The sequence below is a fragment of the Pseudomonas synxantha BG33R genome, assembly GCF_000263715.2.
Taxonomy (GTDB): domain Bacteria; phylum Pseudomonadota; class Gammaproteobacteria; order Pseudomonadales; family Pseudomonadaceae; genus Aquipseudomonas; species Aquipseudomonas synxantha_A.
The window spans coordinates 233758-255992 of record NZ_CM001514.1; the positions used below are offsets into that span (position 1 = coordinate 233758).

22 protein-coding genes are annotated in these 22235 nt (G+C 56.0%); 12 read left to right on the plus strand and 10 right to left on the minus strand.

Translation table 11 applies throughout. The features are described 5' to 3' along the window. Positions 1-29: 29 nt before the first annotated feature. Positions 30-287 carry a hypothetical protein gene (locus PSEBG33_RS25860; protein WP_005783616.1) on the minus strand — a complete coding sequence of 86 codons (258 nt, stop codon included), beginning with the start codon at positions 285-287 and terminating at the stop codon, positions 30-32. Positions 288-541: 254 nt separating this feature from the next. Between PSEBG33_RS25860 and PSEBG33_RS25855 the strand changes: the two genes are divergently transcribed. The 4 genes from PSEBG33_RS25855 to PSEBG33_RS25840 all read left to right on the plus strand — a co-directional run bounded on the left by PSEBG33_RS25855 (position 542) and on the right by PSEBG33_RS25840 (position 3328). Then, complete coding sequence (locus tag PSEBG33_RS25855) at positions 542-1234, plus strand: hypothetical protein (RefSeq protein ID WP_005783618.1); 693 nt, start codon at positions 542-544, stop codon at positions 1232-1234. 374 nt (positions 1235-1608) lie between these two features. Beyond that, positions 1609-2289: a CsgG/HfaB family protein gene (locus PSEBG33_RS25850; RefSeq protein ID WP_005783620.1), complete on the plus strand. Its 681-nt coding sequence runs from the start codon at positions 1609-1611 to the stop codon at positions 2287-2289. Positions 2290-2318: 29 nt separating this feature from the next. Further along, the gene (locus PSEBG33_RS25845; RefSeq protein WP_005783622.1) at positions 2319-2681 is read left to right on the plus strand and encodes a DUF4810 domain-containing protein; all 363 of its coding nucleotides are present in this window, start codon (positions 2319-2321) and stop codon (positions 2679-2681) included. Continuing rightward, positions 2678-3328, plus strand: coding sequence for a DUF799 domain-containing protein (locus tag PSEBG33_RS25840; RefSeq protein ID WP_005783625.1), 651 nt, complete (start codon positions 2678-2680; stop codon positions 3326-3328). Before PSEBG33_RS25845 ends, PSEBG33_RS25840 begins: the two co-directional genes overlap by 4 nt. A 6-nt stretch (positions 3329-3334) precedes the next feature. On the opposite strand, the gene PSEBG33_RS25835 is transcribed toward PSEBG33_RS25840, so the two are convergent. Further along, positions 3335-4258, minus strand: coding sequence for a S1 family peptidase (locus PSEBG33_RS25835; RefSeq protein ID WP_032803211.1), 924 nt, complete (start codon positions 4256-4258; stop codon positions 3335-3337). A 220-nt stretch (positions 4259-4478) separates the two neighbouring features. Here PSEBG33_RS25835 and PSEBG33_RS25830 point away from each other — a divergent pair, with 220 nt between their 5' ends. The 3 genes from PSEBG33_RS25830 (at position 4479) to PSEBG33_RS25820 (ending at position 7473) form a co-directional block, all read left to right on the plus strand. Further along, the gene (locus PSEBG33_RS25830; protein ID WP_005783629.1) at positions 4479-6107 is read left to right on the plus strand and encodes a vWA domain-containing protein; all 1629 of its coding nucleotides are present in this window, start codon (positions 4479-4481) and stop codon (positions 6105-6107) included. A 194-nt stretch (positions 6108-6301) separates the two neighbouring features. Beyond that, positions 6302-6874: an RNA polymerase sigma factor gene (locus tag PSEBG33_RS25825; RefSeq protein WP_005783631.1), complete on the plus strand. Its 573-nt coding sequence runs from the start codon at positions 6302-6304 to the stop codon at positions 6872-6874. Continuing rightward, on the plus strand, positions 6871-7473 hold the full coding sequence (locus tag PSEBG33_RS25820) for a hypothetical protein (protein ID WP_005783632.1): 603 nt from the start codon (positions 6871-6873) through the stop codon (positions 7471-7473). The genes PSEBG33_RS25825 and PSEBG33_RS25820 overlap by 4 nt, the downstream gene beginning before the upstream one ends. 243 nt (positions 7474-7716) lie before the next feature. On the opposite strand, the gene PSEBG33_RS25815 is transcribed toward PSEBG33_RS25820, so the two are convergent. Continuing rightward, positions 7717-7938, minus strand: coding sequence for a hypothetical protein (locus tag PSEBG33_RS25815; RefSeq protein ID WP_005783634.1), 222 nt, complete (start codon positions 7936-7938; stop codon positions 7717-7719). A gap of 1250 nt (positions 7939-9188) precedes the next feature. Here PSEBG33_RS25815 and PSEBG33_RS25810 point away from each other — a divergent pair. From PSEBG33_RS25810 to PSEBG33_RS28310, 5 genes are all read left to right on the plus strand, one after another. Then, positions 9189-11042 (plus strand): hypothetical protein, encoded by a 1854-nt coding sequence (locus tag PSEBG33_RS25810; protein ID WP_005783636.1) that lies wholly within the window; start codon positions 9189-9191, stop codon positions 11040-11042. Beyond that, complete coding sequence (locus PSEBG33_RS25805; RefSeq protein WP_005783638.1) at positions 11039-12769, plus strand: hypothetical protein; 1731 nt, start codon at positions 11039-11041, stop codon at positions 12767-12769. Before PSEBG33_RS25810 ends, PSEBG33_RS25805 begins: the two co-directional genes overlap by 4 nt. Before the next feature lie 284 nt (positions 12770-13053). Further along, a complete protein-coding gene (locus PSEBG33_RS25800; protein ID WP_005783640.1) occupies positions 13054-14205 on the plus strand; it encodes an Abi family protein in 1152 nt (383 codons plus the stop codon). Positions 14206-14641: 436 nt separating this feature from the next. After that, positions 14642-15478: a restriction endonuclease gene (locus PSEBG33_RS25795; RefSeq protein WP_005783642.1), complete on the plus strand. Its 837-nt coding sequence runs from the start codon at positions 14642-14644 to the stop codon at positions 15476-15478. A 491-nt stretch (positions 15479-15969) separates the two neighbouring features. After that, positions 15970-16200 (plus strand): barstar family protein, encoded by a 231-nt coding sequence (locus PSEBG33_RS28310; RefSeq protein ID WP_005783644.1) that lies wholly within the window; start codon positions 15970-15972, stop codon positions 16198-16200. 198 nt (positions 16201-16398) lie between these two features. Here PSEBG33_RS28310 and PSEBG33_RS26795 read toward each other — a convergent pair whose 3' ends face one another. The 7 genes from PSEBG33_RS26795 to PSEBG33_RS28315 all read right to left on the minus strand — a co-directional run bounded on the left by PSEBG33_RS26795 (position 16399) and on the right by PSEBG33_RS28315 (position 22162). Beyond that, a complete protein-coding gene (locus PSEBG33_RS26795; protein WP_032803212.1) occupies positions 16399-16608 on the minus strand; it encodes a hypothetical protein in 210 nt (69 codons plus the stop codon). A gap of 63 nt (positions 16609-16671) precedes the next feature. After that, on the minus strand, positions 16672-17514 hold the full coding sequence (locus PSEBG33_RS25790) for a hypothetical protein (RefSeq protein ID WP_005783648.1): 843 nt from the start codon (positions 17512-17514) through the stop codon (positions 16672-16674). A gap of 98 nt (positions 17515-17612) precedes the next feature. Continuing rightward, positions 17613-20501, minus strand: a complete 2889-nt coding sequence (locus tag PSEBG33_RS25785) for a DUF927 domain-containing protein (RefSeq protein WP_005783650.1) — start codon at positions 20499-20501, stop codon at positions 17613-17615. After that, a complete protein-coding gene (locus tag PSEBG33_RS25780) occupies positions 20498-20770 on the minus strand; it encodes a DUF3077 domain-containing protein (RefSeq protein ID WP_005783652.1) in 273 nt (90 codons plus the stop codon). Before PSEBG33_RS25780 ends, PSEBG33_RS25785 begins: the two co-directional genes overlap by 4 nt. Next, positions 20767-21051 (minus strand): hypothetical protein, encoded by a 285-nt coding sequence (locus PSEBG33_RS26800; protein ID WP_003175982.1) that lies wholly within the window; start codon positions 21049-21051, stop codon positions 20767-20769. Before PSEBG33_RS26800 ends, PSEBG33_RS25780 begins: the two co-directional genes overlap by 4 nt. Positions 21052-21578: 527 nt before the next feature. Beyond that, a complete protein-coding gene (locus tag PSEBG33_RS25775) occupies positions 21579-21884 on the minus strand; it encodes a hypothetical protein (protein WP_005783656.1) in 306 nt (101 codons plus the stop codon). Next, positions 21881-22162, minus strand: coding sequence for a helix-turn-helix transcriptional regulator (locus PSEBG33_RS28315; protein ID WP_005783658.1), 282 nt, complete (start codon positions 22160-22162; stop codon positions 21881-21883). Before PSEBG33_RS28315 ends, PSEBG33_RS25775 begins: the two co-directional genes overlap by 4 nt. Positions 22163-22235: the final 73 nt, after the last annotated feature.

A 22235-nucleotide genomic window follows, 5' to 3' on the forward strand; every position in this document is an offset into this window, starting at 1 on the left:
GGGCGACACAAAGGCCGCCCGATTTTCACTCAGGACGGATCGGCATTCAGCCTGCGACTGATGACATCCAGCAAATCACACCCATCGCGCAGCGGAATGGCCAGCAAGTGGGCGAAGTCTGAAAGCACTACGGCATCGCTGCTGAGTTGTTCGCGGAAGGCCAGGTTTTCCAGCAGTTGGGTGACGGCCCGAATGCGATGCACAGCCGCGTCGTGAAGGACGTCGAGAGGTGCCTGGGTGTCGATGATCAGCGCTGGGACGGTGCAGTCGTGGCCGGTTAGGGGCATGTATCGATTCATCATTAAGCTCTCTGGATTATTGAGGGCTCGTTCTTCGGGTCGCCAAACCCGGTCACCTTTTGGGTGACGGCCGGACTATAAGCCGCACCACCAAGCCCGCGCAAGGCATCAAAATGCCGCCGCTTCGGAGCGTGTACGCAGCTACTAACGTCTTGCCACCCATTGCCGACATACTGCTCACGAACAAACGCACTACGACTATGCAAATCTGAAAGCCTCACCCCAAACATTAAAGGACCAATGTGAAAAACCTCCTCCTCATTCTCTTCGCCACCCTCATTCTCGGCGGTTGCGTCAGCCACCCCATCACCCCCGAAAACCGCGCTCAGATCAAGACCGTCAAAGTCCTGCCCGTGAAGTGGGAAAAGAACATGGTGTACTTCGGCCGCGAACAGGCCTGGGGCGCGGCCCTGGGTGCCGGGGTTGGCGCCGGTGTTGGCATGGCCAGCGGGGCGTCCAAGCTGGGTACGGCGGCGTTGAGTGGCGCCGGGTTTGCCGCGGGCATGAGGCTCGGGCAGTTGGCCGAGATGCCGACGCCGGTGGCCATCCTGACGGTGATGGAGGCGGAAAAACTCGATGTAGGCGTGTTGCTCAAGCAGGGCTTTGTCGATGAGTTGGGCAAGACTTCGACGCTCAAGGTGGTCGGCGACGATGAGCCCGCCGATGCGCAGATTCAGCTGACCGTGTCCGAGTGGGGCTTTCGCCTGACCCAGGGTTTCAGCAGTGTGATTTATCCGACCCTTAACGTGATGGCGCAGATGGATCGCGGCGATGAGATGATCTGGCGCACCTTTGAAGCGGTCACGCCGTTTAATGGCCAGAACGTCTATGGCTACACGCCGCTCACTTACCGCACTGACCCTGAAGCCTTGCGCCGGGCGTTGACCGGGATTACGCAGATTTCTGCGCAGTATCTGGTGAAGGAGCTCAAGTAGGTCTGTGCGAAGGCTGGCGGCTGTTGGTGGGCGGGCTTGGACTAATGCCAGTCAGGGTTAAGCGCAGTTCCCCTGTGGGAGCGGGCTTGCCCGCGAAGGCGGTGTGTCAGTCGCTGCATCTGTTGCTGCACTACCGCTTTCGCAGGCAAGCCAGCTCCCACATTTGATCTTCGTTGCTTTGAGTATTGCGGTCGGCAGTAGGGTAAGCCCCCCACCTATGGCCGAAACAACTTGAGAACCGCTCTCAACCCCGTAAAATGCCGCAGCCGTTGCATCACCGTCTTTCAGGGAAGAATCCAGGCCAGCGCGCTTTCAGGCTGCCTATCTCCTTGGAAAACCCGGCAACGCTGTTTTCCTCACCCAAGGAGCACCCTGTGAAGACACTGTCCAAAATCCTGCTGTCGGGCCTCACCGCCGCGGCGCTGTTGACCGTGGCCGGTTGCGCCACCGAGAGCAACCGCGCGATGCCGGTGGAGCAAGTCGCCAGCGCCCACGTGGCCTATTCCGGCGTGCGTGTGCCGATTGCCGTGGGCAAGTTCGACAACCGCTCCAGCTACATGCGCGGCATCTTCTCCGATGGCGTCGACCGTCTCGGCGGCCAGGCCAAGACCATCCTCATCACCCACTTGCAGCAGACCAACCGCTTCAGCGTGCTGGACCGCGACAACATGGGCGAGATCTCCCAGGAAGCCAAGATCAAAGGCACCGTGCAGAAGCTCAAGGGCGCTGACTACGTGGTGACCGGCGATGTGACCGAGTTCGGCCGCAAAGAAACCGGCGACCGCCAGCTGTTCGGCATCCTCGGCCGTGGCAAGACCCAAGTGGCCTACGCCAAAGTCGCGTTGAATATCGTCAACATCAACACCTCCGAAGTGGTGTATTCCACCCAGGGCGCCGGTGAGTACGCGCTGTCCAACCGTGAAGTGATCGGCTTCGGCGGCACCGCCAGCTATGACTCCACCCTCAATGGCAAGGTGCTGGACCTGGCCATGCGCGAAGCGATCAACCGCCTGGTCGACGGCATCAACGCCGGCGCCTGGAACCCGCGTAACTGATCAGCCACACCACAAGGAGCAGTACACGGATGAGCAAGGCAGTGAAGTTGGCGCTGACGCTGGCAGCAATCGCAACGGTAGCCGGGTGCCAGACGGCGCCCCAGCCCCTGTATCAATGGGAGAGCTACCAGCCGCAGGTTTACGAGTACTTCAAGGGCGAGCCCAAGGAAGCGCAGGTGGAAGCACTGGAGCGCGATCTGCAGAAGATCAACGCCAGTGGCCGCAAGGCACCGCCGGGTTACCACGCGCACCTGGGCATGCTGTACATGAACATGGGCAAGGATGACCAGATGGTGCAGGAGTTTCGCACCGAGAAGGCGCTGTTCCCTGAGTCCGCTGCATACATGGACTTTCTGTTGAAAAACGCCAAAGCCGGAGTCGCCACCAAATGAGCCTGTTAAAACTCACCGGCGCCTTGCTGGCCCTGGCGTTGCTCGGCGGTTGCGCCGCGCCCAAGACGGTTGATTATTCGGCGTACAAACAGGCGCGGCCCAAGTCGATCCTGGTATTGCCGCCGATCAATGAATCGCCGGAAGTGCAGGCGTCCTACAGCCTGGTGTCGCAAGTCACCTACCCGCTGGCCGAAGCCGGCTACTACGTGTTGCCGATTGCCCTGGTGGACGAGACCTTCCGCCAGAACGGCCTGACCACCGCCAACGATATCCAGGCCGTACAGCCGGCCAAGCTGCATGACATCTTTGGTGCGGACGCGGCGCTGTACATCACCATCAGCGAGTACGGCACCCAGTACATGCTGATCTCCAGCGACACCTCGGTGACGGCCTCGGCCAAACTGGTGGACCTGCGCACCGGCACCACCTTGTGGACCGGTTCGGCGCGGGCGTCGAGCGAGGAGGGCAATAACAACGGTGGCGGCCTGGTGGGCATGTTGATCACGGCGGCGGTCAAGCAGGTGATCAACAGCTCTACCGATGCGGCGCACCCGATTGCCGGTATCACCAGTGCGCGGTTGCTGTCGGCAGGGCAACGTACCGGGATTCTGTATGGCCCGCGTAATCCGAAGTACGGCACGGACTGAACCGCGTCACCTCTGACGACGGTGCCGTTGGATCAAGTCGATGCGGGTGGCTGTGCCCATGGAGTCGCGCTGCCCGCTCACGTGGGCGCCGATGGAACCGTTGTGCAAGGCAACGATTTCGCCCGTATCGACGCTGATCAGCGGTGAGCCGGAAGTGCCGGGCTTCTTGAAGGCATCATGGTAGACCGTGCCCTGATTACGGCTGTGCTGGTCGTATCCCTTGAGTGTGGTGGGTTGGCCCTTGGTATTTAGAAATGAAATGCCGAGGGCCTCTTGCCCATGGTTGGGCATAAAGACTCTCTGCCCAGGCGATGCTTGGGGGCCGGAGGCCAACTTGAGCGGCCGGAACTGCTCGGCCAAGGCTTTTTTCTCGCCGACGGGCAAGTCGACACGCAGCTCGGCGTAGTCCAACCGTGCATCGCCACTGAGCGGGTTGGGGTCCAGCGGCACTTTGCGCTCTACCTTCATTCGGCCGGTGCTGTCTTGTTCATACCCCAGCCAAAGTTCGAGCTTGCTGCCTTTGGCCAACGCGTCGCGCACATGTTGGTTGGTCAGTACGCTGTTGCCATCGTTGATCAGCGAGCCGGTACCCAACGAACGCGTATGCACACGTTCGTAGCCCCATGAGTCCCGCGTGACGCTCACTTCGCGAATCGTGCCCACGGCCCTGGCCGCGGTATGCATCGGCGTGCCCTTAAGGGATGCGTTGGCGTAGTTCTGCAAGGAGAACGGCGCTTGTTGTGGCACGGCCATTTGTTCGGGGCGGGGCGTGTACGGTGCTACTTGCCCTGGCGTCGGCGGTTGAGGCCTGACCTGGGCGGGCCAGGTTGGCGCATTGCTTGCGTGTGCCAGTGCGCTGGCATAACTGGCTCGTTGGCCGACTGCTGGATGCTCATAGCGGTGTGTGAGGTTGTTGCTTACGAAGGTCATCGTGGTTTCTCTGATGTGAAAAGCCTCCAGGAAGCTCAAGAAACAGACGGTTCTGACTGGGAGGCGAGCTCTCGATATGTGGTTGCTGGTGACGGCCGGTTCAGTCGGTTGTGTCTCCAAGTGTGAGGCAGCGATCGGAGCGGATAAAGTGTTTAACCCGTATGAGTGCCGCCTCACGTCTGATCTGTTGAACGGATCATTCATTCACGAGGTTCAGCCCATGTCCCGCTCTCTGCTACTGCTGCGTCCTGCTGCCCAAGGCTTTGCCGTTACCCTGCTGGTGGTGCTGGTCGGGTGTGGGCTGTCATCGTCTCCCGAAGTCGCCAAACCGATTGAACCGGCGCCTCTCGCCGAACTTCACAGCGCGCCGATCCAGAATGCAGTGGTCAAGCGTATGGCGATGCCGGCACCGATGGCGGTGCGAGAAATGGCGACGATGGACTACCGCAGCGAACCCCGCGAGCAATACGCCAACCTGCCGGATAACCCGGTGCATAGCGTCGCCGAAACCCCGGTTTCCACCTTCAGTATCGACGTCGATACCGGCAGCTACGCCAACGTCAGACGTTTCCTCAACCAAGGCCGCCTGCCACCCGAAGGTGCGGTACGACTGGAGGAAATGGTCAACTACTTCCCCTACAACTACGCACTGCCCACCGATGGCTCCCCATTTGGCATAACCACCGAGCTGGCCGCCACGCCGTGGAACCCGCGTACAAAACTGCTGCGCATCGGTATCAAGGCCTCCGATCAAGCCGTGGCAGAACTGGCGCCCGCCAACCTGGTCTTCCTGGTGGATGTGTCCGGCTCCATGGACCGTCGCGAAGGCTTGCCGCTGGTCAAAAGCACGCTGAAATTACTGGTCGATCAACTGCGTGATCAGGACCGTGTGTCACTGGTGGTGTACGCCGGTGAATCCCGCGTGGTGCTCAAGCCCACCTCGGGCGCTGAAAAAGCCAAGATCCGCAACGCCATCGACCAACTTACCGCCGGCGGCTCCACCGCAGGCGCGTCCGGCATCGAACTGGCCTACCAGATGGCCCGCGAAGGTTTTATCGACAAGGGTATCAACCGCATCCTGCTGGCCACCGATGGCGACTTCAACGTGGGCATCAGCGACTTCGACAGCCTCAAGCAAATGGCGGTGACCCAGCGCAAAAGCGGCGTGTCCCTGACCACCCTTGGCCTCGGTGTGGATAACTACAACGAACACCTGATGGAACAACTGGCCGACGCGGGCGATGGCAACTACGCCTACATCGACAACCTGCGTGAAGCGCGCAAGGTGCTGGTGGAGCAACTCAGCTCGACCCTGGCCGTGGTCGCACGGGATGTGAAATTGCAGGTGGAATTCAACCCCGCCCAGGTCAGCGAATACCGCCTGCTGGGCTATGAAAACCGCGCCTTGAAGCGTGAGGATTTCAACAACGACAAGGTCGATGCCGGCGAAATTGGCGCAGGGCACACAGTGACGGCGCTGTATGAAATTGTGCCCAAGGGTGAGAAGGGCTGGTTGGAGCCTTTACGCTATGCCGCCGCGCCTACGACCGAAGGCAAATCCGCCGAGCTGGCGATGCTACGGGTGCGCTACAAGCCCGCTGCGGGCGGCAAGAGCGAATTGATCGAGCGCCCTATCGCCAACCAGGCCACCCCGGCCAGCGACGACCTGCGCTTCTCCTCTGCCGTTGCCGCGTTCGCCCAACAGCTCAAGGGTGATGGCCGCTACACTGGCAACATGAGTTTGCAAGACACCGCCAAACTTGCCCGCTCGGCCCGCGGCGATGACCCGTTCGGGCTGCGCCACGAATTCGTGCAACTGGTGGAACTGGCCCAAAGCCTCAAACCCTGATCTCGCTCACAACCGAGATCAAATGTGGGAGGGGGCTTGCTGCTAAAGCTTTTTGTAGGAGCGAGCTTGCTCGCGAAAAACTCACAGACACCGCGTTTATCCAGGAAGCACGCGTTATCGTTGACGTTCTTCGCGAGCAAGCTCGCTCCTACAGTAATCCTGCTTCGGCTGACAAAAAGGAGTTCGCCCATTACATGGCCGTCCCAGACGATCCACCCAGCGACGAATCGCTGCTGGCCCGCTACCGAACCGGTGATGCTGGCGCATTTGAAGCCCTCTACGCGCGCCACCGTCAGGGCCTTTACCGCTTCCTCGTGTCCCTGTGCAACAAAGCCGACCTGGCTGAAGAAATCTACCAGGACACCTGGCTCAGCTTGATCCGCAGCACCACCCAGCCACAAGGCCGGGCGAGTTTTCGTACCTGGCTGTTCCAGATCGCCCGCAACCGCCTGATCGACCACTGGCGCAAGCACGGCATCCACAACCCCTTGCACGACAGCTACGATGAACAGCTGCACGCCCAACCCGACGACAGCGCCGGCCCCGAGCAACAACTGAGCCTGAGCCGCGACCAGGCGCGCCTCGACGCCGCCCTGCAAGAACTGCCCGAAGACCAGCGCGAGGTGTTTTTGTTACGCCTGCATGGCGACCTCGAAGTGCCGCAAATCGCCACCCTCACCGGCGCCCCGCTGGAAACCGTAAAAAGCCGCTTGCGCTACGCCCTACAAAAATTGCGGCGCCTGCTGGCCGAGGAGGTACCTGTATGACTGACCCCCGACACACCCCTGACGACGCGCTGCTCCAGCACTACCGTCAACACAGCAAGGGCGAACCGCCCGCGTCCCTCGACGCCTTCATCCTCAACGCCGCCCGCCGCGAAGCCCCGCAGCCGCAACCCAGCTTGTGGCAACGCTGGCTGCAAGCCTGCCAACGCCCGCGCTGGCAAATGGCATTCGCCACCGTCGCCGGGTTGGCGCTGATGATCGGCGTGGTCATGCGCTCCCCCGTGCCGCAACCCGAGATCTCCACCGCGACATTCTCCGCGCTGCGCCACGAAGAAGCCGCCCACCCAGCGCCGCAAGCGCTTTCCGCCCCCGCGCCAATGGCCCGCATGGCGATGGCGCCACGGGTTGAAAGTGCTCCAGCCCAGGCTGAAATCGCTGACGTAGTGGCGGCCCCGCCAGCGGAAAGACTCAGCAAGGCGGCGCCGAATGCATTGCCATCTTTGGAGCAGGAGTTGCAGGCCATCGTGAAGCTGCGTGAGGCCGGGGAGAGCAAGGCGGCTGATGAAAAGCTGTTGGCGCTGCATAAGCGCTTTCCGAAGGAGGATCTGCCGGCGCGGTTGGAGGTGTTGCAGAAGCGCTGAACCAGCACGCACAAAAAAGCCCTGGGTCTCACGACCTGGGACTTTTCCATTTCATATCTGGTGCCCCGGCGTCGTTTGAACTGGACAGTAAGAGGCCCGTATTCATTGGGTAGGTTTGGTGGTGCTTCGGTTAGGCATACACGTGGGCATACACGGTGCTTGCTTCTGGCCACCTTTCGAAGTGTCTCCGTAGGGTAAAGCAACACCAAATAGTTGCTGATGTGTAGCCATCCGGCTGAGTAGTTACTTCTTCGTTCGACCCTCTGCCGACAGTGAGGCGAGGGCAAGGGTGATGAATCCTGCATTCGCATCCACGGTTTCTAGTGCCCCTCGGATGTTCTGTGCCACTTCTGTGGATCCTCTTTGCTCAACCCAGTTTGACAGCTCCTCGATAGCTGCCCCCAAGGCCAGTTGGTTTTCATTCATGCGCTTGAGTAATGACGCAAGCAAAGGGGTGTCTTCCATGATGTTCTCTCGTCCTGTTGTCAGGTAGTCAATCTACCTCGCGCCAGTGGTATTGCATATCAGCTGTCCTTACCACCTGGAGATCAGAAATCACTCCGACCATCTTGATTCACTAGAGGCCAATAGTGTGATGTAGGAGTAATTTTGAAAGGCAGTATGAGACCACACACCCAGACCCCCTCCAAAACCGGTGTAACGGGTGTAACTCGTGTAACGCCCATCGCCAAACGCCCGGTTTCATTGGCTTGTAAGCCTGTTACACAATTGAGCAACATAGCGTACACCCGATGTAACGCTACCCATGCGTGTAACGCTAAAGTCAGCATCCTGGGTTGTGGGCAGGTGCTTTGCGCTCCGGACTACGAAGCAAGCTTTCTCGGTTTCGCCTTTCGATGAGACGAAATCACGCTGGGGACCCTGAGAGGTTTCGCTTCACACGGGGCAAGAAACCCGCGGGATCCAGTTAGTGGGAGGCTTTGAAAGTTACTGAAATTTCAGTCGTTGAAATTGAAAGGATCTTGAAGAAAAAGGCCATCGTTACAGTTTTGGTAAAGGTGGCTGTATCTGTTGCTGATAGTGAACACCTGCATGGCGTCAACCATGGTGATGGGTGTCAACCACGTCAACCTGTCAACTAACTTAAAAAATCCATCCGCTAACACGAACGCGCGGGTTTCCTACCCCGTGTCCCAATGAAAACCTCAGGGGCCCCGGCAAACTGCGGGAGATGCACCTGAAGTTCGCTGGAGGGATGAGTGCTACAGGGGAGCGGGGTTCGTCTCTAATTAAAATGCGGTGTAACTGATGTGGAAAGCGCATCTATAATATTGTTTTTATTGAGATTTATTGGCGTTACACCAATCTGAGATACAAATTCTAAAGCGTGTTACTCAACCAAGCCGTGTAACTGTTTCAGATGAAGGCAGGGCACGCCATCTGGTTGACCGCCCGTTAGTAATGGTTAGCTGTCGGTATTCATCTGGCATCAGGCCGTCAGTTACGTCATCAATTTGCAAGCAGTCGCAAAAGGCTGCTTGCGGCCAAAAGTGGTCATCCGCCACCGCCAGCTATTAACCCAAGCCGTGTAAAAAAACGTAGACTCCGTTTTGAAGTCCTCGTTTCACATCGCTGGCATACATGGAGTGGTCGCGGCGCATACGCGTTACCTCAGACGACGCAATGCCATTACCAGCCTACCCTCGCCACCGATAGAATTTGCCAACAAATTGCGCCCCACTGAGGAGCCACGGATGATCCTTCCCACCCTCGCAGATGTCGTCGAGCTAGCTAAAAATGGAACGCTGCTAGAGGCCGTTTTCAGCGATCGTTGGCAATGTCGGTATCAGCACTTCGATGCGATTGCTCAACTACTTGCCGACGCCCACAACGAGGGGGATTTCGATCTACTTGACACTCTCTCAGCCAGCGGGCTTGCCTCTTTTAGTGGCTTTAAGGGTTATCAAGGGCGAAGGATCTACAGCTTAGCCATAGAGCGCCTAGACACCTCTGCAACAGCTTTACTACCATCACTCAGGATCCTCGCCGCCCAAGCGGACGGTGAACCTCACGAGGCAACTGAGACCTTTCGAAACTGGTGCAGTGCCTCGCCGAACAGACCGAGGGAGCTAATTGCTCTCGTCGACTCCGGAGAGCTGGATGTCTGCGACTTCTACAGCTTGCACATTGCCATTCGCAACGGCCTAAAAGCGGATCTGCCCTACTTTACTGAACGGGCGTACGCGTTGATTGAGAATGGCACGGCTGTTGAGAAGGCTCAGGTTATCCAGGCTTTATCCTCCCCGCCATTTAACGATAACGCCCAATGGCGCCGAGCATTAGATGTGATTGGGAAATCAGCTGTAACGGAGTCTGACGATGAGGTTCGTAGTGCACTGGTAAGAACACTATTGAGTTTCACAGAGTCGATTCCACAGCATTTCGCAATGGAGCTTGAAGATCTGACTGGCCAGGCCTCTCATCCGACCACATCAAAGGTTGCTCACCATCTTGCCTACGCACTCGCTTTCAGTTTCAAGGACATTGCACCTTCGTTAAGGGCAATGCTGCTGGCGCAGCTCGGAGCCATCCAGCTGGAAGTCCAAACTCAAAAGCTTGTCGACCTTGGCTTGGCAAACCTCGTAAAAGCAGGCGGCGCCGATGAAGCTCGCGCTTTCATCACTAACCTGCTTCTGCAACCAGGCTCCAATCTTCGGTTTGAGCTTTTCGATTCAACTATCCGAAACCTCATTGACGGCCCTGCCCAGGACTTCGAGACCTGGATTGTCGACTGGCTGAGGACAGCACCTAACTCGCTGTGCAGAGAAATGAATGAAGGCTTCTTCCGTAACAAGGAGGAGTACACGTTCCGGCTGGAATTCACCCTGTTCAATTTTACTGAAAGCGAATATGCGTTCATAGCTCGCAGAGCGACGGCGGTCTTCTTCATGAACCCTGCAATCGCTGCCAGCTTTCTGGTTAATTTAGGGCGATGCGCTCAGCGTGCGAGCATCGACTCTACGCTCGCACACGTTGATCAGCCCTCTTCTGAGCAAACTCAAGAGCCGCCAAGCGAATCGCAAGGATCTGAAGATTGGGATACCGAAGTGAGCGATCTACTGTTCGACCCGCTGCTAATCAATTACACCAGTGCCCAAAAGCATCTTCAGCCTATTGCCGACGACACCAATGACAAAGCCGCTCCGATGGTAAAGCGCGCGCTCAACAGTCTTAAGCAGTACTGCGATGAAATTGAGAAGGTTGGGTTTATCGTCGAACTCCGGCCCTCTGAGCGTGAAAAACAGTTAGAGGGTCAGCGTCGTTCTGACGTCATGAATGATGCGATGCGGGCGAGTCGGAAAGACTCACCCTTTGCCGGCATTTTTGCCGAGAGCATTCTCCTTTATGGAAACGGGATGGTGACATGGATCGAGGACAGCCTGAGCTCCAACGATGGCGACGAGCAGAGCGAGAGCCAACCTAGGCGCTTGGAGCATCCACTCGCAAGCATAAGCCACAGCGTTGAGTTGCCGCGCGAAGTGATTCTCGAACCCGTCGGTTTGCAGATGAAGTTGCTGAGCCTTCAAAACGTAGGTAAACCAGAATGAAGCTCGTATTCAGGGAATATCTCGCCTCTCTCCGAGAGCGCCGCGAGCTTGACGTGGTGCTACCTGACTTACTCAGCGAGTTAGATTTTAACGTGATTTCGCGCCCCTCGGTTGGAACGCGTCAATACGGCGTGGACGTCGCTGCTGTGGGGAGTGAACTCGACCCGCAAACCGGTATCTCGGAGGAGAAGCTATTTTTGTTCTCCATCAAGCAGGGTGATCTAACTCGCAACGATTGGGACGGTACAACGCAGGCGCTAAGGGGTTCAATCAACGAAATCACGGATTTCTATATTCCCGTTCGGATTGCCGAGCAATACAAGCACATGAAAGTGGTTATCTGCCTGTGTTTCGGGGGGGAAATACATGAGGCTATCCAGGATATTGTAACGCAGTACATCAAAATAAAGACGAATGAACGCGTTTCCTTTCAGATCTGGAACGGGGATTTACTGGCCGGAAAGCTAACCCAGGGTGTGCTACAGCAGCAGTTGGTTGACGAGCGCCTGCGCAGTAGTTTTCAGAAATCGGTCGCGATGATCGACGAGCCGGATATTGCCTACCAGCATTTTTGCAACCTGGCGAAGGGGTTGTTGGGCGGTGAAGACCTGAAACCACAGTCACGGCTAACCAGCGTGAGGCAGGTCTACATTTGCTTGTGGGTACTGTTCGTCTGGGCACGTGCAGCGGGCAATCTGGAGGCCCCATATCGGGCCAGCGAACGCGTCATCCTGTTAGCCTGGGAACACATCAAGGTGCACATTGATGCGAAGCAGCAAAAGAAAATTGCGGACGACATGGGTGGCACGTTCGCAGCGCTCGTGGATCTTCACTTCCAAATCTGGGACGAGTTCTTAGGCAAAAAGGTTTTGCCCTACGTTCATGTGCGACATGGCATCTCTGCGGCGGTGAACACTTCGACATCAGTCGACATCAGTCTCAAACTATTCGAGACATTGGGACGGATCGCCCAGCGCGGCCTCTGGTTGCTTTGGCAGATAAGCGGTGATGACACAGTCCCTCAGCGATGCCTGAAAACTGAGGCAGGCGACCCATCCAAATTCGACGAGGCCTCCAAGCTGGCCTCACAGATCAGTCATCTGATCAGCAACAATCCGAGCTTACTAAGCCCGATCGCAGATGAGCAGTCGATCGACATAGGCGTCGCGCTGACCTTCCTCTCCATGATGGAAAAATGGCAGCCGTTTGCAGTCGACTACTGTGACCACCTACTCGAAAACTACCGATTCACCTACTGGACACATGGTGGTTACCCAACAATCGATGCGAGCTATCGAAACCTGATCAGCCACCCCAGAGAATCCACTGAGACCTATCGTGAAGGTCAAACCAAAGGTAGTACTTTGATCCCGCTCTTGATGGCCTGGGCAACATCGCGAGGCGAAACAAAGAGAACCAGAGAATTCGCAGCCTTCGCTAAGGAGTCTCTCAAGCATTGCACCATGCAGGCCTGGTTGCCAGGGGGGAATAGTGAGGAGATGTTGTATAGAGGTATATCGGGGCATGGCCTAGCGCTAACCGACATTCCCGTAACTGCGGACGGCGCGGCAGCGATCAAAATGCTCAACTCCGAGGTTTCGAGAGATGGGCATCTAATGACGCTGTCAGCTGTGAAACATGGGCACTGGCCAATTCTGGTTATGGCCTGTAGGCACTACCGGTTACCACTGCCGCCTCACCTGTGGTTGCCGCTCCTCACTCCCTAGACTCTTAGGCTACCTGCGGTCCACCAAGAAAGACCGCTATTGGTCGTTTTCTGACTCTCACGACGGGCAGAAAACGGCCATAAACAGACGCCAAACATGTGTCCCGTACAGTTGGCCAGTTCAAAATCGTGTGAATGCAAATTGTAATTGATAGAATTTTACAATGGATTTTACGGTTGACATTGACAAAATCTGTGATAAATTTGGTTCCAACAGCGCTAAGACCTCTCCCGACCTCGAGTCGGTGAAGTTTTGGCCTTTTTTTTGACTAAAAAAATGTCGCTATGGATCAGCAAACAAAAGTTGTTAAGCCGTTTCTTGAGTATGATCAGCTGGTTAAGAAGCTTGCTGAGCGGGGAATGCTCCTTCGCAACCCTCTCAGAGCACAGAGAAAGTTGACCCAAGTGGGATATTATAGACTTTCTGGCTATTGGTCGCCCGCTCTGAAATACCGATACATCGCTCAAGGCCAGTACGAAAAGCTTAATGAGTTCAAGGCGAATACAAGCTTTGAGTCTATTTTTGACCTGTATCTGTTCGATAAAAAACTTAGGTTGGAGCTAATGTGTGCGATCGAGCGCATTGAGGTCTACCTGAGAACAATCATGGCTCATGAGCTTGGGCGCAATAACCCTTTAGCTTATCTCGACAAAAAGAATTTCTCAAAGTTTGCTTTAATTCCCGATGACGGCCAAAAATTTTCTGATTTTGAGCAGTGGCAGAATAAGCATGATGCTCTTCTAAGGGATAGCCGTGAAGAAAGTATAAAATCTCATATTGAGGCTAAAAAGCCTATCCCTGTCTGGGTGGCGTGTGAGGCATGGAATTTTGGCACAATTTCGAAGTTATATAGTATGCTCAATGGTGCGAATCAGAAGCTAATCTGCGATAGGCTAGGTATTGATAATAGGCAGGTTTTAGATAACTGGCTAATAAACATCAATGGTATCCGAAATAGATGCGCCCATCATAGTCGTGTCTGCAATCGCCCCAATATTCGTACTCTTATGCTTCCCAAACTAGGTTTTTTTAATACCTTAAAATTAGGGCCGGCTGAACTTAACAAGCTATACGGCTTCATCTGTGTGTTGTGGTTCCTTGTTTCCAAGATTGGCCAAAGCTCTAACTGGATTTGCAGAGTTGCGGATCTTATCGATAAAAAAACTGACGTCAATGGACTTACTTTTAAGTCGATGGGGTTTAGTGAAGACGGGTTCCCGAGAAAACTTTTTCCGCAGACCGTCAAAGGGCCCGAGCCGCAACCCCAGCCTGAACCGGCGGAAATGGCGAATCAGCTTCAGGAATTGTTTGATAAAGTGGACTTGCTTTCAGCTCAAGATCTTTCGAAAGGCCCGCTCAGCGTTACTGACCAGCACATCGAAAAACTTATTGAATTAGCAATGAAACTTGAAGCTACGAAAAAATCAACCGGATGATATATCCTCAGGCCTTGATAGGCTAAATGCTCAAAAGCTTTTAATTTTTTGTCTGGCAGGGTAAGAGGCGGCAATTAATAGCTGCCTCAATTGGGATTACCAAGTGCGCGATTTTAGCGCACACGGTTCCCCCGGCACGCCGGTTCACTTCATCTTCACTCTTGTAGCCTTCGCTCTGCGATCCTGGCACGCTAGTTGACTGCTGTTATCCGCGACTGAACGCTTTTGACCTGAAGCGGCGCCCTATAAAGTTGCGATCTCCATCTTGATGCAAGGGTTGGTAGGATGGAGATCACCGTCAAAAAGGTATCTAAAGGTACTGTTCGGACTACAGACTATCGACTGTATCCCGTTCGTGTGATGAGATCAGTCAATGGTGGTCGTTCGTGCGACCCAGTAGCCTTCCCCGTCAGCGAAACTCCAACAGGAGAGCAGTGTGATCGACGATCCGTTACCAGAAGACTGGCGAGACCTTCAAAGTGGTGTGCAACGAATATTCCGTAATGTTGGCCTGTCTGCTGAAGTAGAGGTTGATCTCGAAACCCCAAGGGGCTCGGTGAATGTGGACGTCATGGCAGTAGACGTCCGGAGCGTAGATAAGATCAGATACATTGTGGAATGCAAAAATTGGGGAAGCACCATCCCCCAGTCCGTGGTGCATTCCTTCACAACGGTCATGCAAGAAACCGGTGCAAACATAGGGTTTATCATTTCGAAGCATCGACTGCAGCAGGGTGCCAAGCGGTACACGGAGCACACAAACATAACTGGAATGACGTATTTAGAGTTCCAGCAGCGATATTTTGAGGCCTGGTGGAAGAGGTATTTTTGCCCACTTGTCGGTGATGCAGCGGACAAACCGCTTCAGTACACCGAGCCATGCAACAGCCAGCGGGATCGTGCTTATGAACAGCTTAGCCCTGAAAACCAAGAAAAGTTTGATCGCCTCAGAGCGGAGAGTAGTGGGTCCCTAATGGCGTTATCTATGTTCAATTATATGGTCATGATGCCATTTTCCAGCCCCGGCTCGCTGCTGGACGTTCCAACGGATTTGGATGAGTTCAAAGCTAGGGTTCTGGCAAAAATAACTCCACATATCGAATGGCGCTGCCAAACGTTTCGAGAATTATTGCAGATAATCTTGGAATATCTACGAGATGTGGAAGCTGACTTTGATCAGATATTTGGAGGATCCATCTTTGAACCAATAGCCTCCATCAGCAGTGTCACTGCTGATGGCCCACCTTTGGACGATAGCATTTATCATCGCTGAGTCATCGGTCAACACCATGTCACGAATACGTGAACTGGCGACACCTCTCCGTAAGCGAGCAGTTAACGAACCACTAGTCCATCAGTGCGTAACGCACTGGCTCGGATAGTGAACGAGACTCTGACCTTAAGCAATCTTCTGCCAATGTTCGCTTCCGGTCGATTTCTGTCTGTTTCGATTGACTGATTTGGGTCGATAGCTTCCGCTCACGAACGACGTCTGTGGGCCTAATAGCTGCCCTTCTCAGGGGCGGGCAGCAATCGGCCATAAATGGGCACTGGAACGTCATGTGTAGCGGACTAATCCCTGGATTGCGCAAATATGCAGTCAACAATTGACTTCATCTTGCGAGACCGCCATACCTGTTTTTTCAATGTAGCGGAGGGTAATCTGACAATGGTGCGAGTGGATGCAAACCTGATAACTGACTGGCAAACATTCCACAGTGTTTCGCAGAGAAGTTCGGCTTCCCGAGCTTCTACGGCCGCAATATGGATGCCTGGGTTGATTGCCTTTCATACCTCGATGACCCCAGTGCAGAAATGTCGTCTATCCATATACAGCGCGGACAACCGCTTTCACTGGTCATCGACAATGCCCAAGATTTCAAGCGTCGCTGTCCTGAACAATTTGAAGCGCTTGTGGAATGCGCAGCTTTCGTGAACTGGCGAGTGGTCGTTGCTGGCGGCACACCACTCCTGGCGCTTGCTTTTAATGTTTAAGTGCTCGCCCATATCAATCGACAGAGGTGTTATCACCGACTGCGATGAGGTGAGAGTTGACCGTCCTGACAGGCTGCTTTTGGCCGAAGCGGTCATCAGCCCAGAGCGGCCGCAGATCAGAAACAGGAAAGTCGGTAGCTATGTTTGTAATGAAATGATCTAGGGAAGCGGAAGCTGCTTAAGCTTCCGCGTTTTTTATCAGCCACTCTTTCTTTTGAGCTGTAGGTCAATGAAATCAAGCTCTGCCTTGATTGCACCAATCGTGAGCTTCTCAACCTGGGTGTCTTTGTTTGTTCTTGTGTTGAGCTTTTTCACGCCAGTCAGGACGGTAATTATCCCGTTCAAATGAAGCTTCCGGGTTTTTAGATAATCAGGCATATGAGCACTGTTCTGTGGTGGTTTATTCATGGTTAGACCGATGGTAGGCCCGAAGCAACCGGCCCTCGCCAGTTGCGTCGGGGAAGGTTTAGGTTAGGCCGCCAACAGGTCAAGCAGGCTGTGTTGGTGTGAGCGTTCTGCAAGCTCGCGGTAGGTCCAGCTTCCGAAGTTTTCACCTTGCTCAGGGATTTGCAGCTTCAGCAGCGAAACCGGTTCTTGACTAATCAGTCTTCGCGCAGCCCACAGCTTGCTGCCGGTCTCCAGCAGTGCTTTCGCCGCCTCATTCCATTGTTCTTCCAGCACAGTGTTCGCCAGTTGAGCCGCTTTGTTCTCGATCTTGGCGCGTTCTTTTTGTGCCTCCGTGATGTGCAGATCAATCGTCACCAGTTCTTGTTCCAGCGCGGTGATGATCAGTTGTTGGCGACGGTGATGCTCAGCCGCAGCCGTGAGGTTTTTTGCTGCCTTTTGAGCTTCCGCGTTAGCGGCTTTCTCGCCCTCCACATCGCCCCAGGCAACAGCCTGTGCGTAGGCAGTTGCTGCGTCCGTTTCAGCTTGTCGAGCCTTTGCCATGTCTTCCTGATCGCTCTGGCGAACTTGCTGCAATCTCGTCTCGATGCTGTTGCGCTTTTCGTTAAGCTCCATCTCGTCGGCTTTCCAGTTCGCAATGCCACTGAGGTAACCCGCAGCTAAGCTTTCACGGTTCGCGAAAGCCTCAAGGCGATCGATTTTTTGATTCAGGCGATAGATCTCATGATTTCGTGAGTCGATGCGTCTTTTGTGATCGTTGATTTCATCTTGCACTGCCCGTTGACGGCCCTGCTGGATAACCTCCGGGTTTTCCAGCGCTTCTTCGAACGGCGCCAGGTCGCGCTGAATGCTCTCCATTTCGAGGGTCAGTGTGTCGCGGCGGTCTTTCAGTTCTTGGATAGTGTTCATCTGTATTGTCTCTGGGTACTGCGGTTGATAGGGATGGTTGTCGAACGGCTGGCGAGGCCCGGAATGAGCCGGCACTACCTCGATCAGCAGGGCTGCCGTCAGGCAGCCCCGGCCTCGCTCTCTTCCGTGCCTGGAATCGTCTTCACGATGTAGCAGCGTTGCTGACCCAGACCGGGTAACCGAACCAGACTCGACGCCTTGCCGTCGCTGGACGGTTCCAGCACATCCCGTTGCAGCAGCTCCTTGTTCACCGCACTGATATTCATGCCCTTGAAGATCTCGGCCCTCCAAGCTTCAGGCAGCACGTAGTAGGTGTTGGTGGTGTGCAGGGCATCGCCCATGCCATGTTCCATCGTCTTGCGAAAGCCCAATCGATCAATTGTGCGTGGACCATGCTCATCGATCTTGGCGGCGGCAGATTCCCACCGGGTGAAGCGGCTTTCTCCGAACCGTTCGATGACTTGGTGTAACCGCGCCAAGATCGCATCTCCCTCAAAGTTTCCGGCGCCGCCGCGCTCAGCCAGCCATGCATGCAGGCAAACCCGTGCTGCAGTCGTGGCCGTACCATCTGGCCAGCCGGTAATACCAAAGGCGGTAGCCAACTCTCCCGCGGCGGCGGCGAGGCCGAAGCGCTGGGCGGCGCGCTGGGCTTGTCCACTGGCCGAAGCGGGCAGGTTTTGGGTGATGAACAGTTCTACCGTGCGGCGAACGATCACCGACCACCTGAGCATTTCTCCAGGCGCACACAGAGCGTGCAGGAAGGCGGTGAGGGGCGTGCCGTAGTATTTGGCAACGCGGGCCTTGAGCGCATCGGAGAGGGCAGCAGCATCCTCAAAACCGTTCAGCACATCGAACATGCCGAGGCCTTTGCTCGCATCCGCTGGCACGGCGAGCATGCGCACCTCCATACCGGCTTTCAGCTCCTTGTTGGCGTCTGCCATGTGCTGCGCCAACGTCTTCTCGCCGGTCGAAAGAAACAGCAAGCGCCACTCCTGCACCTGTCGGCCCGCTTGTCCTCGATCATTGGCCCGGGCCTTACCGGTGCCATTGCCGAGCATGTAGACCGTCTCGCCAATAATGCGCGGGTCGCACATGCCGATTTCATCCAGTACCAGCAGACCGTCTGAGTGTGCAGCAGCGATGGACTCCAGGGCGTTATCTGTCGAGCGCCACGAACGCACTAGACGCGGTCCGCCATAGACCGAGGCGGCGACTTGCAGGTGGGTGGTCTTGCCCCCGGAGCTGTCGCCGTACAGGTGGAAGCCGCCCGACTCATACCCCAGCAGGTTAAGCAGAGGCCCTGCAAAGGCGACAGAGACGACAAACGCCAAGCGATGGTTACCAACGCACAGCGCGCCGATTTGCTGCTGCCACTGCTCCAGAGAGCCCGCCTCGCTGATCGGTGGTAGCTGGGCACCGGCTTCGTAAAAATGCAGGTGTTCGGCGTGCGAGCCGATCTGTTGTTCGGGCAATAGAAACGCATTGTCGTGCCAGCCCAGACGCGTTACCAAACGTGCGCGCTGGGCGCTGTCGAAGCCACCGAGATAGCTCTGAAGGTCGTTGCGTGCGTTACGCCCAGATCGACTTCCTGCAAGGCGCAAACCCATGTCTACCAGTGGACCGAGTACGTCTTTGCCGAAGTCACCGGTCATGGTTCGGGCCGGAATGTTCCAACGTTTTTTAGCGCCGTCCGGGTCATCGAACTCAACCAACAAGCCCCAGTTGTGGCCCTTGTCGTCGCGAGTGCGCGCGATGATTTCAAGAGGCGAACATACGGGGCGCGCCTCGCCATCGTCGCCGGAATAAAATACCCCTTCGGGCGTCAAGCGAAAGCCGCCCGGCAACAGATCATTTTTAGATTTCGCAGGGCGTTTGGCGGGCGTCTTGGCCTTCGGTTGTTGAGGCTCGGTGGTCTCACCGACACTGCCGAAAAACTCGCCGTTGCGCACCAGCTCGGCCACGTGGTCAGCGGTCCAACCTTTGGCTAACGCATCCGCTGCATCGTCACCGTCCGCCCATTTTCCACCCTTGATGAGCGTCGGTTTGCCGCCTTTGCTGCTGGGCTTGAGCTTGAGCGCGTCGAGCGAGATTCTTTGCACTGATGTGGCGCCCAGCTCAATCACCTTGAGTTCGATGGCGTCCATGCAGGCCTTGCCGCTGGCATCGTTATCCGGCCACAGCACCACTGTGCGCCCTTTGAGTGGTGTCAGGTCGGCTTTATGCCAAGAGTTGGAACCGTTCGGCCAGCAGCTGGCGACGTAGTCCGGCATGAGTTCAGCAGCTGCGTCAGCGGCCTTTTCGCCTTCACACAACACCACAGGCGCATTGGCGCGCTTTGCCAGCTCATCCAGGCGCATCAATGGCCGAGGCTCCGGCAACCCTTGCCAGCGCCATTGTGTGGTTTGCCCATCGGAGCGCTTGCACCAGGTCAGCGGCGCAAAGACCTTTCGCGGTTTGCCGTCTTCATCTGGGCCTAGGTCGAAGCGATACAGCGCCATGACCGGCTGGCCCTGTGCATCGCGATAGATCCACACCTTGGAGGGAGCACCGTGTTGCCGGTGCTTGGTAGGGCACTTATTCATGGCCTCGGCCGGGATCGGTTGAATCGCGATCCAATCCGGGGTTGCGCTCTTGGCTGGTGTGCTTTTGGTGGTTGCAGATCCTGCGGAAACGCTGAGCAGATCTGCCAGTTTTTTGCAGGCCTCAACGTCCGTACCGCAGTCGATGTAACGCACCAGGTCGATCAGGTCTCCGCCCTTATCGCCGGTGGCAAAATCCGCCCAGGTGCCTTTGCTCAAATTGACCTTGAGTGAGCCTGCACGTTTGTCCGTGCGCGTGGGGTTCGGTGCTGTGTATTCCTTGCCGCCGTCGACGCGTTTGCCGTTCGGCAGCCATTGAGCAAGCACGCGGTCGATGTTCTTCAGGGCAGCGATTTTTACGTCGGCAAAGCTGGGACGTTTTGAGGTGTTGCCGGTGCGTTGAGTCATGGCGTTGTCCTCGCTGCATACAGCGCATCGTTGACGTCATCGATCAGTGCTTTTGCCATCTCGCCCAGGTAGAACGCCGGCCAACTGAAACGCTCGCCCTCGTTACTCATGGCAGCATCGAGGGTCAGTTGATTGGCGTAGTGCTGGAACAGTGAAATTGCTTCAAGCGCATCCTCAAGCGGCACGCCTGCATTCACCCGGAATAGTTTCTGATGGGGGTCGTTGGCACATGAGAATTCGGCACGCCCGAGAGTCGTGGCAGTATTCACAGTGCACCGCCTTTCTGGCCCATTGGCACAGAGGAGGCGTCACCGTACAAGGCGAGTGTTTTGATCAAGCCCAAGGTGCCGCGTACGTCCCAAATGACGGATGACAGCACGCGGTTGGAGAGTACGGGTTTATCGCCGTCTAGATGATCTTCCAGCAGCATGAGAACTGAGTCGGCACGGTCGAGGGCGCAGGTGATGGCATCAATGGGAATACCGGCTTCGGCGTCCTGGCTGACACAGAGGAGATCCTCAGGTAGTGAAAAGCCTGGGAGCATGCTCATTGGGCACCCCCTGCGGCTTCCAGGGCTCGAGCCTTTGACATATGGGCGTTGTAACGGGAAAGGCGTGTAGCGAGGCTGGAGTTGGCGTGTAAAGCGGCGAGAGCCATTGCTCGATGAGCGGCGGCGCGAATTTTGGACGGATTGAGGGCGGGCATAGGTGACACTCCAAGTTTGAAGATGGAGCTGCCACTGATCGTCGCCAAACGATTTAGGGTGGCAGCTGTGCGCAGGTTGGCGAACCGGGAACTTGGAACCCGGCAGACCCGAAGGTCTCCCACGCACAGCTGCCATAACACGAAACGGCGGGCACAAAAAAAGCGCCTGCTGTCGGATGGGGCGCCTGTGCGCCAAGTATCTCGGGTCGCCAAACCCGGTCGCTGAATTTGCAGCGACAGCCAGAGAGTAACGCCCGTTTTTTGAAAGTGCAACTGTGCAGATCACTTGCAGATTTTTTCGATGCGGCATAAATTGATCAAGCATGTAGATTTACCTCAACGCCTCCGGTTGCCGCCGGGGGCGTTTTCGTTTCAGGCATGGATGTCCCAGCGAAGGGAGACAAAGGGCAACAGGTCACCTTCGAGGCAGGCGCGCGCATCCTCGTAGGCGTCGATTTGTTGGCCTTCGTCGACGATGATTGCTTGAGGGGCTTGGCAGGGAACTGACAATGCGCACCAGATGCCATCTCTCCATCGCATCACCATGACGTCCCGGTTAAGGCGTTTTTGCTCCGTGCGGTAACGTTCAAAACGCTGCATACCGCGTGATGAGAAACCCACTTTTCTGAGTACAGAAAAGGGCTGCAAGATGGCCCTGTTAGCAACACGATTTTTCATGCGGCCACCTGGTCGCGAGCCTCTATGCGGCTTCGTGCCCATGTTTGGATTTCAGATAGAACCCAAGCTACGGGCGCACCGCGGGCGTTGCTGTTGCTCAATTTGACGGGCAGGGGAAACCCGCTATCTGTGCGCTGCATGAGTTTGTAGATGGTGGAACGCTTCATGCCCACGATCCGCTCGACCTCAGGCATACGGATCAATGTCGACGACGCGTCAAAGATGGGATTTGGAATGATTGGGTTAAAGCGGGGAAGTTTGGTGATAGACGCTTTCATAGGTCTTGCTCTCGACTGGTTAGGACTGAGAGCAATGATCTAGGTGCAGGCCGGAGGTGAGCAGTTCACTTCC

Bases quoted from the DNA above. Each gene is read 5' to 3' on its own strand.
- PSEBG33_RS25860 (WP_005783616.1), bottom strand. From the start codon at position 287: ATGCCCCTAACCGGCCACGACTGCACCGTCCCAGCGCTGATCATCGAC.
- PSEBG33_RS25845 (WP_005783622.1), top strand. From the start codon at position 2,319: ATGAGCAAGGCAGTGAAGTTGGCGCTGACGCTGGCAGCAATCGCAACG.
- PSEBG33_RS25840 (WP_005783625.1), top strand. From the start codon at position 2,678: ATGAGCCTGTTAAAACTCACCGGCGCCTTGCTGGCCCTGGCGTTGCTC.
- PSEBG33_RS25835 (WP_032803211.1), bottom strand. From the start codon at position 4,258: ATGACCTTCGTAAGCAACAACCTCACACACCGCTATGAGCATCCAGCA.
- PSEBG33_RS25830 (WP_005783629.1), top strand. From the start codon at position 4,479: ATGTCCCGCTCTCTGCTACTGCTGCGTCCTGCTGCCCAAGGCTTTGCC.
- PSEBG33_RS25825 (WP_005783631.1), top strand. From the start codon at position 6,302: ATGGCCGTCCCAGACGATCCACCCAGCGACGAATCGCTGCTGGCCCGC.
- PSEBG33_RS25820 (WP_005783632.1), top strand. From the start codon at position 6,871: ATGACTGACCCCCGACACACCCCTGACGACGCGCTGCTCCAGCACTAC.
- PSEBG33_RS25815 (WP_005783634.1), bottom strand. From the start codon at position 7,938: ATGGAAGACACCCCTTTGCTTGCGTCATTACTCAAGCGCATGAATGAA.
- PSEBG33_RS25810 (WP_005783636.1), top strand. From the start codon at position 9,189: ATGATCCTTCCCACCCTCGCAGATGTCGTCGAGCTAGCTAAAAATGGA.
- PSEBG33_RS25805 (WP_005783638.1), top strand. From the start codon at position 11,039: ATGAAGCTCGTATTCAGGGAATATCTCGCCTCTCTCCGAGAGCGCCGC.
- PSEBG33_RS25800 (WP_005783640.1), top strand. From the start codon at position 13,054: ATGGATCAGCAAACAAAAGTTGTTAAGCCGTTTCTTGAGTATGATCAG.
- PSEBG33_RS28310 (WP_005783644.1), top strand. From the start codon at position 15,970: ATGGATGCCTGGGTTGATTGCCTTTCATACCTCGATGACCCCAGTGCA.
- PSEBG33_RS26795 (WP_032803212.1), bottom strand. From the start codon at position 16,608: ATGAATAAACCACCACAGAACAGTGCTCATATGCCTGATTATCTAAAA.
- PSEBG33_RS25790 (WP_005783648.1), bottom strand. From the start codon at position 17,514: ATGAACACTATCCAAGAACTGAAAGACCGCCGCGACACACTGACCCTC.
- PSEBG33_RS25785 (WP_005783650.1), bottom strand. From the start codon at position 20,501: ATGACTCAACGCACCGGCAACACCTCAAAACGTCCCAGCTTTGCCGAC.
- PSEBG33_RS26800 (WP_003175982.1), bottom strand. From the start codon at position 21,051: ATGAGCATGCTCCCAGGCTTTTCACTACCTGAGGATCTCCTCTGTGTC.
- PSEBG33_RS25775 (WP_005783656.1), bottom strand. From the start codon at position 21,884: ATGAAAAATCGTGTTGCTAACAGGGCCATCTTGCAGCCCTTTTCTGTA.
- PSEBG33_RS28315 (WP_005783658.1), bottom strand. From the start codon at position 22,162: ATGAAAGCGTCTATCACCAAACTTCCCCGCTTTAACCCAATCATTCCA.